The sequence below is a fragment of the Tatumella sp. JGM91 genome, assembly GCF_018257575.1.
Lineage (GTDB): Bacteria > Pseudomonadota > Gammaproteobacteria > Enterobacterales > Enterobacteriaceae > Tatumella > Tatumella punctata.
Window position 1 is genome coordinate 39,910 of sequence record NZ_JAERJP010000008.1, and the last position, 16,791, is coordinate 56,700.

12 protein-coding genes and 2 tRNA genes are annotated in these 16,791 nt (G+C 52.1%); 5 read left to right on the forward strand and 9 right to left on the reverse strand.

Annotated features, from left to right (window positions below):
- Window positions 1–167: 167 nt before the first annotated feature.
- The 7 genes from JK198_RS07160 to rlmE all read right to left on the reverse strand — a co-directional run bounded on the left by JK198_RS07160 (window position 168) and on the right by rlmE (window position 5,931).
- Window positions 168–244: transfer RNA gene (locus JK198_RS07160), tRNA-Met, on the reverse strand.
- Between the two features lie 57 nt (window positions 245–301).
- Window positions 302–388: transfer RNA gene (locus JK198_RS07165), tRNA-Leu, on the reverse strand.
- A 56-nt stretch (window positions 389–444) separates the two neighbouring features.
- Entirely contained in the window at window positions 445–780 is a 336-nt protein-coding gene (gene secG, locus JK198_RS07170; RefSeq protein ID WP_212707649.1) for a preprotein translocase subunit SecG, read from the reverse strand.
- Window positions 781–1,046: 266 nt separating this feature from the next.
- Window positions 1,047–2,381 (reverse strand): phosphoglucosamine mutase, encoded by a 1,335-nt coding sequence (glmM, locus tag JK198_RS07175; RefSeq protein WP_212707648.1) that lies wholly within the window; start codon window positions 2,379–2,381, stop codon window positions 1,047–1,049.
- Window positions 2,374–3,219: a dihydropteroate synthase gene (gene folP / locus JK198_RS07180; RefSeq protein WP_212707647.1), complete on the reverse strand. Its 846-nt coding sequence runs from the start codon at window positions 3,217–3,219 to the stop codon at window positions 2,374–2,376. The genes glmM and folP overlap by 8 nt, the downstream gene beginning before the upstream one ends.
- A gap of 80 nt (window positions 3,220–3,299) precedes the next feature.
- Complete coding sequence (gene ftsH / locus JK198_RS07185) at window positions 3,300–5,246, reverse strand: ATP-dependent zinc metalloprotease FtsH (RefSeq protein WP_212707646.1); 1,947 nt, start codon at window positions 5,244–5,246, stop codon at window positions 3,300–3,302.
- Window positions 5,247–5,301: 55 nt separating this feature from the next.
- Window positions 5,302–5,931, reverse strand: coding sequence for a 23S rRNA (uridine(2552)-2'-O)-methyltransferase RlmE (gene rlmE, locus JK198_RS07190; protein WP_212707645.1), 630 nt, complete (start codon window positions 5,929–5,931; stop codon window positions 5,302–5,304).
- 125 nt (window positions 5,932–6,056) lie between these two features.
- Between rlmE and yhbY the strand changes: the two genes are divergently transcribed.
- Window positions 6,057–6,350 carry a ribosome assembly RNA-binding protein YhbY gene (gene yhbY / locus JK198_RS07195; protein WP_212707644.1) on the forward strand — a complete coding sequence of 98 codons (294 nt, stop codon included), beginning with the start codon at window positions 6,057–6,059 and terminating at the stop codon, window positions 6,348–6,350.
- A gap of 224 nt (window positions 6,351–6,574) precedes the next feature.
- Here yhbY and greA read toward each other — a convergent pair whose 3' ends face one another.
- Window positions 6,575–7,051, reverse strand: coding sequence for a transcription elongation factor GreA (greA, locus tag JK198_RS07200; protein WP_212707643.1), 477 nt, complete (start codon window positions 7,049–7,051; stop codon window positions 6,575–6,577).
- Window positions 7,052–7,295: 244 nt separating this feature from the next.
- On the opposite strand from greA, the gene dacB reads away from it, so the two are divergent.
- The gene (gene dacB, locus JK198_RS07205) at window positions 7,296–8,732 is read left to right on the forward strand and encodes a serine-type D-Ala-D-Ala carboxypeptidase (RefSeq protein WP_212707642.1); all 1,437 of its coding nucleotides are present in this window, start codon (window positions 7,296–7,298) and stop codon (window positions 8,730–8,732) included.
- 73 nt (window positions 8,733–8,805) lie between these two features.
- Here the strand turns inward: dacB and JK198_RS07210 are convergent, their stop codons facing one another.
- Window positions 8,806–11,139 (reverse strand): TonB-dependent siderophore receptor, encoded by a 2,334-nt coding sequence (locus tag JK198_RS07210; RefSeq protein WP_212710559.1) that lies wholly within the window; start codon window positions 11,137–11,139, stop codon window positions 8,806–8,808.
- Window positions 11,140–11,394: 255 nt separating this feature from the next.
- Here JK198_RS07210 and fes point away from each other — a divergent pair, with 255 nt between their 5' ends.
- The 3 genes from fes to JK198_RS07225 are packed head-to-tail and all read left to right on the forward strand — an operon-like array spanning window position 11,395 to window position 16,778.
- Window positions 11,395–12,636, forward strand: coding sequence for an enterochelin esterase (gene fes, locus JK198_RS07215; protein ID WP_212710567.1), 1,242 nt, complete (start codon window positions 11,395–11,397; stop codon window positions 12,634–12,636).
- A 1-nt stretch (window position 12,637) separates the two neighbouring features.
- Entirely contained in the window at window positions 12,638–12,859 is a 222-nt protein-coding gene (locus tag JK198_RS07220) for an MbtH family NRPS accessory protein (protein ID WP_212707640.1), read from the forward strand.
- Window positions 12,852–16,778: an enterobactin synthase subunit F gene (locus JK198_RS07225; protein WP_212710560.1), complete on the forward strand. Its 3,927-nt coding sequence runs from the start codon at window positions 12,852–12,854 to the stop codon at window positions 16,776–16,778. The genes JK198_RS07220 and JK198_RS07225 overlap by 8 nt, the downstream gene beginning before the upstream one ends.
- The last annotated feature ends 13 nt before the right edge of the window (window positions 16,779–16,791 follow it).

Consider the following 16,791-nt stretch of genomic DNA (forward strand, 5'->3'; position numbering starts at 1 on the left):
CAAAATTGCTATTACCTGATAATAAAAAACCCCGAAAATTCGGGGCTTTTTATCACTGGACCCTGTGTCTGCCGTGATACGACAAAGCACATACCAAAAGAATTCTTTTCAAAACCAGGTGATTGCAGTTACCTGCAGACATTTTGAAAAATAACTCTAAGGGAAAGTGGTTGCGGGGGCCGGATTTGAACCGACGACCTTCGGGTTATGAGCCCGACGAGCTACCAGGCTGCTCCACCCCGCGTCCGAAAACGTGGCGAATTTTACGCCGAACATGCTTAAAAAGCAAGTTATAAAGAATTGGTACCGAGGACGGGACTTGAACCCGTAAGCCCAATTGGGCACTACCACCTCAAGGTAGCGTGTCTACCAATTCCACCACCTCGGTACTGCTTAAGACGATAGAGAAGTCATTCGCCGAAAGTAGGGTTACTGCTGAACTGCTTACTGCGGGATGTCACTGCCTGGTGCTGCTGGTTTTGCAGGCTGCTGAGTCTGTTCAGACTTTACAGGTGCACTCAGATTATCCCACTCACTTCCTTTCGCGCTTTTGTTGGTGTTCAGGTTGCCAAGGATCAGACTAATAATAAAGAACAGCGCAGCCAGAATGCCGGTCATACGAGTCATGAAGTTACCAGACCCTGTTGAACCAAACAATGTTCCTGACGCACCAGCACCAAAAGATGCTCCCATATCAGCGCCTTTACCTTGCTGCAGCATAACCATGCCTACCAGGCTGACTGCTATCAGAAGGAAAATAACTAAAAGAGCTTCGTACATAATTAACCTGTTTCCTTGCACGCTACCGTACAGTTAAAACTTCACCTGGCGCTGACGGATAGTCACTACCCATCAGAAGCGGGTCTGAATACTAACCAATGGCCGCAGACTCTGCAAGAGCAATTTTGTCCGCCACACTCGTTTGGCGATAAAACCAGCACAGCGCTGCATTTATCGCCAGCCACCTGCGATGACGATCATCGGTTATCCGGCTGAGGGCCCGCTGTGCCGCCGGACAGTGGCGGGCGCTTCGCACCGTGGTAACGTCAGCCAGCTTTTACAGCATCGGCAATCTTATTTGCCAGTGCCGTCACTTGCTGCTGATCTTCACCTTCCACCATGACCCGGATCAGAGGTTCAGTCCCGGATTTGCGTAACAGTACGCGGCCACGGCCTGCCAGTGCTGCTTCAGCTTCAGCTGTCGCCAGCGTCACTGCGTTACCGGACAGTGGATCCGTTTCACCGCTAAAGCGGACATTGACCAGTATCTGTGGCAGTAATTTCATACCGCTGCACAAGTCATGCAGTGTCATATGATTGCGGACCATCGCTGTCAGTACCTGCAAACCTGCCACAATCCCGTCACCGGTGGTGGTTTTATCCAGCAAAATCACATGACCTGAATTCTCGGCCCCTAACTGCCAGCCTTTTTCCTGTAATTTTTCCAGCACATAACGGTCACCCACTTTCGCTCTGGCAAACGGGATACCCAGCTGCTTCAGGGCCAGCTCCAGCCCCATATTGCTCATCAGGGTGCCGACAACCCCGCCCCGCAGATTCCCCTGGCGCAGCTTCTCACGGGCGATGATGTAGAGGATCTGGTCACCGTCGACCTTATTCCCCTCATGGTCCACCATCATAATCCGGTCGCCATCGCCATCGTACGCGATCCCCAGATGTGCCTGCTCAGCCAGTACTCTCTGCTGTAATAGCCGTAAATCCGTCGCGCCGCACTCTTTATTGATATTCATACCGTCCGGCTGAGCCGCGATGGTAATGACCTCAGCGCCCAGTTCGCGCAGCACATTAGGCGCAATGTGGTAGGTTGCGCCATTGGCACAATCGACGACAATTTTCATCCCGTTCAGGCTGAGTTCACTGGGGAAAGTGCCCTTACAGAACTCGATATAACGGCCGGCAGCATCCACGATTCGGCTGGCACGTCCCAGTTCAGCAGAAGGCACACAGGTAATGGTTTTTTCCATTTCCCGTTCGATAGCCGTTTCCACATCATCCGGCAGTTTAGTCCCTTCCGTAGAGAAGAACTTAATACCGTTATCATAAAAAGGATTGTGAGACGCCGAAATAACAATCCCCGCCTCAGCACGGAAAGTGCGGGTCAGGTAGGCAATCGCCGGGGTCGGCATCGGACCGGTAAAGGCGGCAGATAAACCGGCAGCAGCCAGTCCCGCCTCGAGGGCAGACTCCAGCATATAACCGGAAATACGGGTATCCTTACCAATAATGATCTGTTTTGAACCATGGCGGGCCAGCACTTTACCGGCGGCCCAGCCCAGTTTCAGTACAAAGTCAGGGGTGATCGGTGCCTCTCCGACTTTGCCACGGATCCCGTCAGTGCCAAAATATTTATGTTCACTCATAATGTTGTCCTTTCGCTCTTAATGTGGCCTCAGCGACCCGTATGGCTTCAACTGTTTCTTTTACATCATGCACACGGTGAATTTGTGCGCCCTGCATAGCGGCAATCACTGCGCATGCCAGGCTACCGCTTAGCCGCTGTGATGGGCCGACATTCAGTAGCTGGCCGATCATTGACTTACGGGACATACCAGCCAGTAACGGCAGCCCGAAATGGTGAAAATGATGTAAATGTGCCAGCAGCTGGTAGTTATGGGCAAGATTTTTGCCAAAACCGAAGCCGGGATCCAGTATCAGATTTTCTTTCTTTATGCCCCCGTCAATACAGCGGGTAATCTGCTGAGTAAAGAAACGGTCGACGTCTGCGACTACGTCCTGATAATCAGGAGCCTGTTGCATGGTTTTTGGCTGGCCCTGCATATGCATCAGGCAGACCGGTAAGCCAGTGTCAGCCGCCGCAGATAGCGCTCCGGGCATCTGCAGTGCACGAATATCGTTAATAATATGTGCTCCGGCCTGTGCCGCTTCGCGGATGACTTCCGGCCGGGAGGTATCGACAGAAATCCACACGTCGAAACGACGGGCAATTTCTGTCACTACCGGGATAACCCGCTCCAGTTCTTCTTCGGTACTGACTTCCGCAGCCCCTGGCCGGGTAGACTCACCACCAACATCGATAATGGTGGCACCGGCATTCACCATCTCATTGGTATGGGTGATAGCATCGGTTAAAGTCGCATGACTGCCGCCATCGGAAAATGAATCAGGGGTAATATTCAGTATCCCCATCACATGCGGAAATGAAAGGTCGAGTTCAGAATCCCTGGCGTACAACTTCATCAGACGGTATCTCCCGGCAGTAAAAAACAGCAATAAAAAACCCCGGACAAGCCGGGGTTGTATTTTAACGTAAAAGCGTCTTATTTATCGAATGATTCAGACATGGTGTTATTGCCCGGGGTCTCAGTACGCGGTTCATCGACCGGACGAGGCGCCTGCGGTGCAGGAGTACCATTGTTATTGTCTGAAGAAGAACCATTATTTTTTGGTTCTTCCCATCCGGCTGGCGGACGGACTTCGCGACGCGCCATCAGATCATCAATCTGTGGTGCATCGATAGTTTCGTACTTCATTAATGCATCTTTCATGGAATGCAGAATATCCATGTTTTCATTAAGGATAGTACGGGCACGCTGATAATTACTGTCGATCAGGTGTTTAATTTCCTGGTCGATAATACGTGCCGTTTCATCAGACATATGTTTCGCTTTGGCAACCGAACGGCCGAGGAATACTTCACCGTCTTCCTCTGCGTACAGTAGTGGTCCCAGCTTGTCGGAGAAGCCCCATTGCGTAACCATATTACGTGCCAGGTTAGTCGCCACTTTAATATCGTTAGATGCCCCGGTGGAAACGTGTTCAACGCCATAGATAATCTCTTCTGCCAGACGGCCACCATACAGCGTGGAGATCTGACTTTCGAGTTTCTGACGACTGGCGCTGATTGCATCTCCTTCCGGCAGGAAGAAAGTCACACCTAACGCACGTCCGCGAGGAATAATGGTCACTTTATGTACCGGATCATGTTCCGGTACCAGCCGGCCGATAATCGCATGTCCTGCTTCGTGGTATGCCGTAGACTCTTTCTGGGCCTCTGTCATCACCATCGACCGGCGCTCAGCACCCATCATGATTTTGTCTTTGGCTTTTTCAAACTCAACCATCGATACCACACGCTTGTTACCACGCGCAGCAAACAGAGCAGCTTCGTTAACCAGGTTAGCCAGATCAGCACCGGAGAAACCCGGTGTACCACGGGCAATAATCGCCGCATCAATATCTGTCGCCAGCGGGACACGACGCATATGTACTTTCAGTATTTGCTCACGGCCACGCACATCCGGTAACCCTACCACGACCTGACGGTCAAAACGGCCCGGACGCAATAACGCAGGGTCCAGTACATCAGGACGGTTAGTGGCGGCAATGACGATAATACCTTCGTTACCTTCAAAACCATCCATTTCGACCAGCATCTGGTTCAGGGTCTGTTCACGCTCATCGTGACCACCACCTAAACCGGCACCACGCTGACGACCGACGGCATCAATTTCATCGATAAAGATAATGCAGGGCGCGGCTTTTTTAGCCTGTTCAAACATATCACGAACACGGGATGCACCCACACCAACAAACATTTCAACGAAGTCAGAACCGGAGATGGTAAAGAACGGTACTTTCGCTTCACCGGCAATCGCTTTTGCCAGCAAGGTTTTACCGGTACCCGGAGGGCCGACCATCAGAACGCCTTTAGGAATTTTACCGCCAAGTTTCTGGAAACGACTCGGTTCACGCAGATATTCCACCAGTTCACTGACTTCTTCCTTCGCTTCATCACAGCCTGCGACATCGGCAAAGGTGGTCTTAATCTGATCTTCGGTGAGCATACGTGCTTTGCTCTTTCCGAAAGACATCGCGCCTTTACCGCCACCGCCTTGCATCTGACGCATAAAGAAGATCCACACGCCGATCAGCAACAACATAGGGAACCACGAGATAAAGATAGAAGTCAGCAGACTTGGTTCTTCCGGTGGCTCACCTACTACGGTTACATTTTTAGTCAGCAAATTGTCGAGCAACTTGGGATCGTTGACAGGAATATAGGTCGTATATTTTCCACTGTCTTTTTTGATAACGTTAATTTCACGCCCGTTAATACGTGCCTCGCGGACCTGATCCTGGTTCACTTCCGACAGGAAAGTTGAATAATCAACCCTCTTGCCATTCGACTCGCTGGGCCCAAAGCTCTGGAATACCGACATCAGTACAACCGCGATGACTAGCCAGAGAATCAGGTTTTTCGCCATGTCACTCAAGGGATTAACCTCATATTACAACGATGTTAACAGACAGCGTAGGGTACTATAGTTTGCGCCCAGTCGCTACAATGTACACTTCACGTGAACGTGAACGTGAAGCGTCAGGCTTCCGAATTTTCACTTTCGTAAACAGGGAGCGAATTTCCCGCAGGTATTCATCGAAGCCATCTCCCTGAAACACTTTCACTACAAAACTACCACCCGGCGCCAGAATATCCCGACACATATCCAACGCCAGCTCTATCAAATACATCGAACGTGGAATATCCACTGCCGGAGTACCGCTCATATTCGGTGCCATGTCAGACATGACGACCTGAACTTTCTCATCACCTACGCGTTCCAGTAATGCTGCTAATACCGCTTCATCCCGAAAATCGCCCTGCAGGAAGTCTACCCCTACAATAGGGTCCATCGGTAACAGGTCGCAAGCAATAATGCGCCCTTTCGAACCGATCTGCTGTACCACATACTGTGACCAGCCTCCCGGTGCCGCACCAAGGTCAACAACTGTCATACCAGGTTTAAATAATTTGTCACCTTGCTGAATTTCGTCCAGTTTAAACCAGGCGCGTGAACGCAACCCTTTTTTTTGTGCCTGTTGCACATATTTGTCGCTAAAGTGTTCCTGAAGCCAGCGGCTGGAACTGGCCGAACGCTTTTTACCGGTCATAATTTTTCCAACTAATTCTATATCGTCGCGATAAATCACCACGTATATGTCGCGTTGATTTGGCGATATACCAGAGATGGCGGTAGAATGACCCGTTTTCAATCCCTGAGTAAGTAAATAATACGATGAATCTGAGTACTAAACAAAAACAGCACCTGAAAGGTCTGGCCCATCCCCTGAAACCGGTTGTTATGTTAGGTAACAACGGGCTGACAGAAGGTGTTCTGGCTGAAATCGAAAATGCACTCGAACACCATGAACTGATCAAAGTAAAAATAGCTGGCGAAGATCGCGAGACTAAATCTTTGATTGTTAATGCCATTGTTCGCGAAACCAAAGCCGCTGAAGTTCAGGTTATTGGCAAAGTACTGGTGCTGTATCGTCGTTCAAAAGAGAATAAAATCTCTTTGCCACGCTAAATTTCGGCAGGTACCGGCTCCGGTGCCAGCAGAAATTGCCACAGGTCTGCTGTGGGTGAAAAGGCCGCACAGCGGCCTTTTCTGTTTTTTACATTTCAGCATGACAATTTATGTTACCACGCTAAGTACATCATTGCAGACCTGCTGAACAGATTTACGATATTTAGCCATAAAATAACGTTATCTGTTAAATCTGAGTTCTGTTATCTAAGCGTAGCAAGAGATTACAGGTATTCCACCCGCAGGATCTCATATTCCACATCACCACCCGGTGTTTTGATAATCGCGACATCATCCTGCTGTTTGGAAATTAATCCGCGTGCCATTGGCGAATTTACAGAAATCAGATTTTGCTTAAAATCAGCTTCGTCATCACCCACAATACGGTAGGTCGCTTCTTCATCAGTGCTGGTATTGTAAACCGTCACTGTTGCACCAAAAATCACACGGCCAGTGGCCGGCATTTTAGTAATATCAATAATCTGTGCGTTAGACAATTTCGCTTCAATTTCCTGAATGCGTCCTTCACAGAATCCCTGCTCTTCACGTGCCGCGTGATACTCTGCATTTTCCTTAAGATCACCGTGTTCACGTGCTTCCGCGATTGAGGCGATGATGCGCGGACGTTTAACAGTTTTCAGCTCTTCAAGTTCTGTACGCAGTTTTTCAGCACCACGTAGTGTCATAGGAACCTGACTCATCTTCAACTCCTCATTATCTTATGTGTACAAGTGTCATCCTGACTGATGACAGCAGAAAATAGCGTCCTGCCTCGCATTAATTTCAGCATAAAACAACCCTGCCCGGGGCATGATTAACCACAGGCAAGGATCATTTTTTCATTTTGATACGTATTTTACCCCGGAGTTCCCCGGGGGTCATCGTTTACTTTGCCCTGCAATGGGACGTAGTATTGCGGCTTCCTCCGTCACTTAGCCCGAGATTATGCGATTTTTACGACTTATATCAGGATTGACTCTCGCTTTTACTCTGCAGGCTCAGGCCGCTATCCCTGTAGAGCAATATACACAATATTTGCCGGACGGGGCCAGCCTTGCGTTCCTGGCACAAAAAGTCGGCTCACAGGAACCCCTGGTGGATTACCGTGCACATCAGATGGCGCTCCCCGCCAGTACCATGAAAATATTCACCGCACTCAGTGCATTACTGGAGCTGGGTAAAGATTTCAGGTTTCAGACCACATTTGAAACCAAAGGTAACATCAGTAACGGCACATTACAGGGAGACTTAATTGCCCGGTTTGCCGGCGACCCGACTTTTACCCGCCAGGACCTGCGGGTCATGGTAAACAGTCTGAAAAAACAAGGGATCACTCATATTCAGGGCAATCTGGTGATTGATACATCAGTGTTTGCCAGCCACGATGCTGCTCCGGGCTGGCCGTGGAATGATCTGACCCAGTGTTTCAGTGCCCCGCCGGGTGCAGCGATCATCGACAAAAACTGCTTTTCCGTCGCACTTTACAGTGCCGATACCCCCGGCCAGAATGCCTATATCCGCATTGCGTCTTACTATCCGGCTCATATGTTCAGCGAGGTAAAAACCATCGCACCGAACTCCGGAGAAGGTCAGTACTGCGAGCTGGATGTGGTACCCGGAGAATTAAACCGTTATACCCTGACCGGATGCTTGCGCAAACGTGCCGACCCGCTGCCTTTAGCCTTTGCTGTACAAAATGGCGCGGCCTGGGCCGGAGAAATTCTGCGTGATGAACTGCGTCAGGCGGATATCGATTACAGCGGACAACTGCTGCGTCAGACACAGCCAACCCCCGCAGGAACAATACTTGCCAGCCACGATTCCGCACCTTTGCATGACCTGCTGCATCATATGCTGAAGGTTTCCGACAATATGTATGCAGACACCATCTTCCGTACCATCGGCCATCATTACTTTAATGTGCCGGGTACCTACCGCGCAGGCTCAGACGCTGTCAGAAGGATTCTGAAAGAAAAGGCCGGTATTGATTTAGGTAATACAGTACAGATGGATGGTTCCGGTTTATCCCGACATGATCTGGTTTCTCCGGAAACAATGATGCAGGCTCTGCAGTACATCGGCAAAAATGACAGCAGCCTGGACTTTATCAGTATGTTACCCCTGTCAGGCCATGACGGTACCCTGCAATATCGTGGCGGTTTACATGAGGCCGGGGTCGATGGCAAGTTGTCAGCAAAAACCGGTTCTCTGCAAGGCGTATACAATCTGGCGGGCTTCCTGACGACAGCCAGCGGCAGCAAAGTCGCTTTTGTCCAGTACCTGTCCGGATATGCTGTACCACCGCAGGACCAGCGCACGCGCCGCGTACCTCTGGTGCGCTTCGAAAGCCGCCTGTATCGCGATTTATATCAGCAATACTAGTCACCGGCCATCTGATAGCAGAAAGCCGCCTTCGTTGCTGAAGGCGGCTTTTTTTACGGAAGTAACCCGCGGATCAGAAGTGGGTATTAAGACTCATATAAAAAGTCCGTCCGGACTCGTTATAGGTATTCGCCCCTGCCCCGTAGATGGTAATCGGGTTAAGCGCTCCTGTTGAGGTGATAGTCCCTGTTGACTGAGCGTTACCTTCGCGGAAGTGACGTTTATCAAACAGGTTTTCTATACCCGCCGTGATACTGACATTTTTGGTGGCATCCCAGGTCGCGCTGGCACCGACAATGCTGTAAGGACTGACTTCCCGGGTATCAGGATAACCCACCACATTACCGCGGTAATCGAGGCGTTTAGGTTTCTGACGACCATACCAGGTGAAGGTCGTTGCCAGCCAAAGATCATCCCGCGCCTGCCAGGTCAGTCCGGAGTTCAGCGTAAACTGCGGGATAACCGATAAACGATCGCCGGTGGTTTTATTTTTACTCTGCAGCATCCAGGTCATATTGTTATTCCAGTTGACTGTATCCGTCAGCGGAATATTCAGTGTCCCTTCCAGACCTTCCACCAGCGCTTTAGGTACGTTTTCCCACTGATAGATATACGTTCCGGTACTGCTGGTGCCCAGAATATTGTTACCGGCCTCAATTTTATTGCGATAATCATTGCGGAACCAGGTCACTCCTGCCTGTAGCCCCGTCTCGTTTTTGTATTCCAGGCCGATCTCTTTGTTAACACTGGTTTCGGCTTTAAGGTTATCGTTACCCATCAGATAACAGCCCGCGCCGGTTCCTGTGTAGCCATAACAGCCCTGACCATTACTGTACAGAATGTAGTTGTTGTTGGTCTGATACAGATTAGGCGCTTTATATGCCCGGGCGATACCCATCTTCAGTGTCAGATTGTCGGTCAGGTTCTGGGACAGATTCAGCGACGGGCTCCAGTTAGTCCCTGAAATGGAATGGTGGTCAAAACGCAGTGCCGGCGTTAATACCGTGCTGTCGGTAATATCCATATTATCTTCAGCAAACAGAGAAAAGATGTCAGCACTGGAATAGGGATCACGGGTGCCGGTAGTCACACCCTCGATCGCTCCGCCCGTTTTGTTGCCGGTCAGTGCCTGGCTGGTAGAAATACCGTCTTTCATCCTCTGCTGGTTCCATTCGGTACCGAGGGTCAGGTTCTGATTGACCAGCGCCGTAAACGGGATACTGATTTCACTGTGCAATAATACATCGCTCAGGTCGATATCAGCAAAACCGGCATCAGTATTAAAAATACCTTCAGTGCCGCCAGCCAGACCTTCGGCCAGTCGTGAGTTACGGGTTCTTTCATACTGTGCATAAGTATTAGTGCTGACCCCGTTATCCCAGACGCCGGTCCAGGTCAGGGCATAATTCTGGCGATAAATACGGTTGGTTTCCTTGCCGTACATCGACTTCACATAATCGGAGGTATTGGTATTCTGAGTATCGCCGGCATACAGGTTACCCTGACGACTGGTTCCGGCTTCAAACTCCAGATGCTGGTTGCGGGCAAACTCCCAGTTCAGTTTACCGTGCAGTTCTTTATCCACTACCCCTTCGCGCCCTGCCGGGTAACTGCCCGTATAAATACCGGAACGCGGCGTCGTATGATCTTTGTTGATATCGTAAGAGTCAGCCTGCGTTTTATCCAGGTTACCCCAGATACTCAGCGTCAGGCTGTCTGATACGGGGCCCATCAGGCTGAAGTTAGTACGTTTGGTGGCGCCTTCCGCTTTATGCTGCGGTGCATTCAGGTAAGTATCCCATGAACCATGCCACTGGCTGGTCGCCTGTTTGGTTATGATATTCACCACTCCGCCCATGGCGCCGTTACCGTAGCGGGCTGCTGCCGGACCACGGATGACTTCAATACGCTCAATCATTTCCGGGGGTACCCAGTTGGAATCACCGCGGGTATCACGTTCACCACGCCAGCCAAAGCGCACTGAATTACGGCTGGATACCGGTTTACCATCGATCAGAATCAGGGTGTTTTCCGGCCCCATACCACGGATATCAATCTGACGATTGTTGCCGCGCTGGCCACTGGTCGAGTTACCCGTAAGGTTTACCCCGGGCATGGTCCGGACAATTTCTGATACATCGCGGGCCGGCGGATGCTTGCGGATTTCGTCGGCAGTAATCGTCGAGACACCCGGTGCCTGTAAGTTTTGCTGTCTGGCGGTCACAATAATTGTGCCATTTTGCGGGTCTGTCTTACTGGTGACAGATGTTTCAGATGCCTTTTGCTGGCTGGTCACTGCTCCGTCAACAGGGGCTGGTTCTGCGGCCGCCGCCTGGAAGGATAAAAAGAACGCTGTAGCCCCAATCTCAAGGCATACAGCCGTGGAAAACCGAGATAATTTTTTCATAGTAAGATCCTGGTCCTCTCCCGCGCGCAAATATGGAGCAGAAGATCCGGTTATATAGTCAGGTTTTTATCCAGTGTCTGACTGCGATCCTGCAGACAACTGCTTGTGCTGTGCGGGGTTACAGAAGATCCGGAAACAGTGAGCAGTTATAAATGCGCTAACAACAGACGGTGAAACAGACTATTGCAAACCGAAATAATTATCAATACTATTATCAGTCACTATTACTGTTTTGCTGATGTGAATACCCCGCAGATGGCTATCCCTGAATGGTTTACTGAACACCCCGGGAGTGAATCCTGGTGGCAACAACAACAACAGCAAGGATTACCCAGGATTGAAGACCCGGCCGGAGGTGAATGTCTGGTGACATTCCTGTGGCGCGATCCGCAGGGCTGCGAGAAAACCTCTGCCTGTCAGCATGTCTGGATAAACATCACCGGTATCACTGACCACCATCAGAAAACTCCGCCCCGTTCACTGCAGCGAATTGCCGGCAGCGACGTCTGGTTCTGGCAAACGACCCTGCCGGCTGACTGGCGTGGCAGCTATTGCCTGATCCCCGATAGCAGTACCGATACTCCTGATGATGCCGCTGATGTTTATCAGCGCCGTGAATGGTGGCGCCAGAAATTTACCGTTGCCCGACACGATCCCCTGAATCCGTTACGCCACTGGTCAGGAGGACGCGGAATGTCTGTGTCCCCGCTGCACATGCCCGATGCCCCGCCCCAGCCGGAATGGCAATCGCTGGATCAGGACCGACAGCCCGCGGCGCCAACAGATAAATATCTGTGGGACAGTGCTCTGCTGGGTAACCAGCGCAGAATACATCTCTGCCAGACAGGATCACCGGACGATGCTTCACGTCCTCTGGTACTGCTGCTGGACGGCCAGTTCTGGGCAGACCAGATGCCGGTGGCCGGGCCATTACATTCCCTCACCACCCGTCACCGGTTACCACCGGCTATTTACGTAATGATCGATATTATCGATCGTCAGCACCGCACCCGTGAGCTGACCTGTAATCCGGAGTTCTGGCTGGCGATACAGCAGGAGTTATTACCACTGATTAGCCAATGGACCCGCTGGCAGCCTGCTGCCGAACGAACGCTGGTGGCGGGTCAGAGCTTTGGCGGACTCTCTGCCGTCTATGCAGCCCTGCGCTGGCCAGAGGTGTTCTCTGCGGCAATCAGCTTATCCGGGTCATTCTGGTGGCCAGCCCGTGGCAAGCCAGACGGATGGCTGACTGAACAGCTTAACCGGCAGGCTTTTGCTGCAGCACCGCGACGAATTTATCTTGAGGCAGGACGTCGTGAACACATTATCTGTCAGGCCAATAGTGTGATGCTGGGAGCCCTGAAGCAGCAGAATATTGATGCGACACTGAAGTTGTTCGAAGGAGGGCATGACGCATTATGCTGGCGCGGAGGTTTACTCGACGGCTTACAGGCAATACTTAATCCCGTTTCCGAAGCAATAAAGGAAGGAACATGATATGGAGAATCTTCATCCCTTTGATCAGCCTGATGTTTACGGTTTTATCCTGAAAAATCATGCCGGTCAGTACAGCTTCTGGCCCGCATTTCTGGCCATTCCCGCGGGCTGGCAGCCGGTGTCTGGCCCTCAGCCTCAGGAACAATGCCTGCTGTGGCTGGAAACACACTGGACGGATATCCGTCCCGAAGAGTCACCGAATACCGGAAGTCGTTATGTCTGAGCAAGTAAACTGGCTGCCTCTGATCGCAGCACAACCGGGTATCTGGATGGCAGATCAGCTGTCACCTCACAGCAATGCTTACGCGGTTGCCCACGTTGTCGAACTGACAGGGCATATTTCCCTGGCACATTTAATCACCGCAATTAAGCTCGGACTGACCGAAGCTGATACTCTGCATATGGTATTCCGGGAAACCGAGGGGGAGGCAGTACAGGGCCAGGGTAATGCGCCACTGATTGCTCCTGAATATATCGATCTCCGGCAACAGACTGATCCGTATCTGGCGGCTGATACTCTGATACAACAGGATCTGCACAGTGATCTGCGACTCGCTGCAGGTAAACCACTGTATCGTCATCTGATATTACAGGTCGCGGATCACCACTGGCGCTGGTACCAGCGTTATCATCATATTGCTATCGACGGCTTTAGTTTTACCGCTCTGACCAAACGTATCGCCGACATCTATACCGCCTGTTGTCAGTCAGCCCCCGCCGGACCTTCACCTTTTATACCGTTCAGCGAAGTAGTGAGTGAATATCTTGACTACCGGCAATCCGTAGCATGGCAACGGGATGCAGGCTACTGGCAGGAGAAAGTGGCAGCGCTGCCACCGGCAGTCACTCTGTCAGAACAGCCGCTGGCCGGACAAATTCCGGCGACCCGTCTGTTGCGCCATCATCTGACATTATCTGCCGCTGAATTACAGCCAGTTACCGGACAACTGGCAGCGAAACAGCTGACTCTGACAGACGGAGCCATCGCGCTGATCGCGGTCTGGCTGGCCCGTCTGACCGGCCAGCAACCTTTCAGCTGCGGATTTATTTTTATGCGCCGGCTGGGGTCTGCGGCATTATGCGCCACCGGCCCGGTAATCAATGTACTGCCGATGGCGGTGGACTATGATCCGGACCTGACTCTGACTGAGCTGGCAAACCGTCTGACAAAAGAAGTAAAACGCAACCGCCGCCACCAGCGCTATGATGCCGAACAGGTAATGCGTGATGCAGGCAGGCACGGGGATAATGATCCGCTGTACGGTCCGGTCATTAATGTAAAAATGTTCGATTATCAGCTGTGTTTTAACGGGCTGCCGGCTGAAACCCGCCATCTGGCTTCCGGACCGGTACGTGACCTGGAAATAGCCCTGTATCCCGGCGAAAACGGTGAGCTGACCGTTGAATTACTGGCGAATGCCGAACGTTACGATGCCGGACAATTACAGGAACACCTGGAACGTCTGCCGCTGCTGGCTGAACAATTCGGCCGCTCTGCCGGCCTTAAATGTTCAGAAGCCCTCATACTGAACCGCCATGAACAGCAGCAAATCGCTGAAATTAACCAGACAGACCACAGCTTACCGGCAGAAACACTGTACAGTCTGCTGGCACAGCAGGCACAATCCACTCCGCAGGCGATTGCTCTGGCTGATATTCACCGCCAGCTGGATTACCGGGAAATGCACCAGCAGGTGCTGGCTCTGGCACAGCAACTGCTGGCGGCGGGTGTCAGACACGGCGATATTGTGGCAGTTGCCCTGCCCCGTTCCGTGTATCTGTCGCTGGCCCTGCAGGCCATTGTCCGGTTGGGGGCCATCTGGCTGCCACTCGATACGGGTTATCCTGATGACCGGCTGCAACTAATGCTGGAAGATGCCGGTCCGAAACTGCTGATCACTGAGGCCGGGCTGGCAGCACGCTTTCAGGCGATCACTGATGTCGCCAGGTATCACTATCAGTCTTTATTACCTGCTTTAACCGTCCCCCTTAAAGCAACAGAACCCGCTCCCGGCGACGGGGCTTATCTGATCTATACCTCCGGTTCAACCGGCAGGCCAAAAGGCGTACTGGTCGGCCATCAGGCAATAGTCAACCGCCTGTTATGGATGCAAAACCACTATGCACTGGCAGCCAGTGATGTGGTGCTGCAAAAAACACCGGCCAGTTTTGATGTCTCTGTCTGGGAATTCTTCTGGCCGCTGATCACCGGGGCCCGGCTGATGATGGCTCCGCCGGAATCACACCGCGAACCGGATATTTTACTGCAGTTAATTCTCGACTATCAGGTCACTGTGCTCCATTTTGTCCCCTCCATGCTGGCAGCATTTACTGCGTCACTGGACAGTGAAACAGCGGCGCAGACAGGAAAACAACTGCGCAGAGTATTTTGCAGCGGCGAAGCCTTACCGGCTTCTCTTGCCCGCCAGTGGCAGACTTTATGCGGCACGGAACTGCACAACTTATATGGCCCGACGGAAGCGGCGGTCGACGTCAGCGGGTATCCTGCTTTTGGGGACGCCCTGGCGGCGGTCACTGGCAACAGCGTACCTATAGGTTTTCCCGTATGGAATACGGGTCTGCATATTCTGGATAACAGACTGCAGCCGGTACCTCCGGGTATTGCCGGGGAGCTATGGCTGAGCGGTGTACAACTGGCTGAGGGCTACCTCGGCCGTCCGGGACTGACAGCGACCCGGTTTGTCGCACTGCCCGGCAAACATGGCGAACGTATGTATCGTACCGGAGATGTCGTCCGACGACTGGAAAAAGGGGCTATCGAGTACCTCGGCCGTAATGACGATCAACTGAAAATTCGTGGCCAGCGCATCGAACTGACCGAAATAGATCATCTACTACAGGGACTGGCAGGTATACGTCAGGCAGTTACAGTGGCGCGTGTTTTACAGCCCCCCCGTCATGGCAGCCAAGCGGGCTGGGAAGATGCCCGCCAGCTTATTTCTTACGTCATCAGCGATCAGCCGACAGACAGCGAACAACTGCGTGCAGAGTTGTCAGCACATTTGCCGGCCCATATGGTACCGATAGTGATTATGCAGGTGGACGATTTCCCGCTGAGCAGTAATGGCAAGCTGGATCGAAAAGCCTTACCCCTGCCGGAGACCGGTGCCGGAAAAATACAGCGTTTGCCTGAGCCGGGACTGGAAAGCACACTGGCGACAGAGTTCGCCGCCATACTCGGTTGTGACCAGGTTTATGCCAGCGATGATTTCTTTGCTCTGGGGGGGCATTCACTGCTGGCGATGCGTCTTGCCGCACGGTTACGCCAGGTTTTAGCGATCCCCGTGACCGTCGGACAAATTATGATCGCTCCGGGTGTTGAAGCTCTTGCCAGGCTGCTGACCGCGCCGACAGAAAATACCACAGAGGCTGCGGGTTTCTCTGACCTGCTGCCGTTACGCGAAGCTGGCGGACCAGAACTTTTCTGTTTCCACCCGGCCTCCGGATTTGCCTGGCAATTCAGTATCCTGCGACGTTATCTGGACCCGCACTGGCAAATCACCGGTATACAGTCCCCTGCCGTACAAGGGGTTCTGAATAATAGTCAGCATATTGATGAGGTCTGCGAAGCACATTTACAACGCCTCCGCCAGCGCCAGCCCCATGGGCCGTATTATCTGCTCGGTTATTCACTGGGTGGCACACTTGCTCAGGGGGTGGCCGCCAGGCTGGAAGCGGCCGGTGAGCAGGTAGCTTTCCTCGGACTGCTGGATACCTGGCCGCCGGAAACCCAGAACTGGGACGAACGCCAGGGAAAAAATGTGTTGGATCCGGAAGTGCTGGCCGAAGTTGACCGTGAGCGAGAGCAGTTTATGCAAAGCCAGCGCACAATGGCAGGCGAAGAAATGTCAGAAATGTTTGATGTTATCAGCGCTAACTATGCCAGCGCAGTACGCTTACTCACAACGGCTGGCAGTGCGAAATTTGGCGGTAATGCAGTTATGTTTCTGGCAGAAAAAACCCGCCAGCCAGGCATGGATGCCCGGCAATGCTGGGCGCCGTATCTCCCGCAATTACAGATTGTTCCGCTGAACTGCGCTCATTCAGAGATTCTTTCTGACAAGGTATTCACCCGGCTTGGCCCGGCCATCAATCAGTATCTGAAAGCATCTGCACCATAAACTGTTCATGCCG

Excerpts from the sequence above, each read along its gene's own strand:
- folP (WP_212707647.1), bottom strand. The coding sequence starts at position 3,219 with ATGAAGTTGTACGCCAGGGATTCTGAACTCGACCTTTCATTTCCGCAT.
- yhbY (WP_212707644.1), top strand. The coding sequence starts at position 6,057 with ATGAATCTGAGTACTAAACAAAAACAGCACCTGAAAGGTCTGGCCCAT.
- JK198_RS07225 (WP_212710560.1), top strand. The coding sequence starts at position 12,852 with ATGTCTGAGCAAGTAAACTGGCTGCCTCTGATCGCAGCACAACCGGGT.
- secG (WP_212707649.1), bottom strand. The coding sequence starts at position 780 with ATGTACGAAGCTCTTTTAGTTATTTTCCTTCTGATAGCAGTCAGCCTG.
- rlmE (WP_212707645.1), bottom strand. The coding sequence starts at position 5,931 with ATGACCGGTAAAAAGCGTTCGGCCAGTTCCAGCCGCTGGCTTCAGGAA.
- greA (WP_212707643.1), bottom strand. The coding sequence starts at position 7,051 with ATGAGTCAGGTTCCTATGACACTACGTGGTGCTGAAAAACTGCGTACA.
- dacB (WP_212707642.1), top strand. The coding sequence starts at position 7,296 with ATGCGATTTTTACGACTTATATCAGGATTGACTCTCGCTTTTACTCTG.
- JK198_RS07210 (WP_212710559.1), bottom strand. The coding sequence starts at position 11,139 with ATGAAAAAATTATCTCGGTTTTCCACGGCTGTATGCCTTGAGATTGGG.
- JK198_RS07220 (WP_212707640.1), top strand. The coding sequence starts at position 12,638 with ATGGAGAATCTTCATCCCTTTGATCAGCCTGATGTTTACGGTTTTATC.
- fes (WP_212710567.1), top strand. The coding sequence starts at position 11,395 with ATGGCTATCCCTGAATGGTTTACTGAACACCCCGGGAGTGAATCCTGG.
- glmM (WP_212707648.1), bottom strand. The coding sequence starts at position 2,381 with ATGAGTGAACATAAATATTTTGGCACTGACGGGATCCGTGGCAAAGTC.
- ftsH (WP_212707646.1), bottom strand. The coding sequence starts at position 5,246 with ATGGCGAAAAACCTGATTCTCTGGCTAGTCATCGCGGTTGTACTGATG.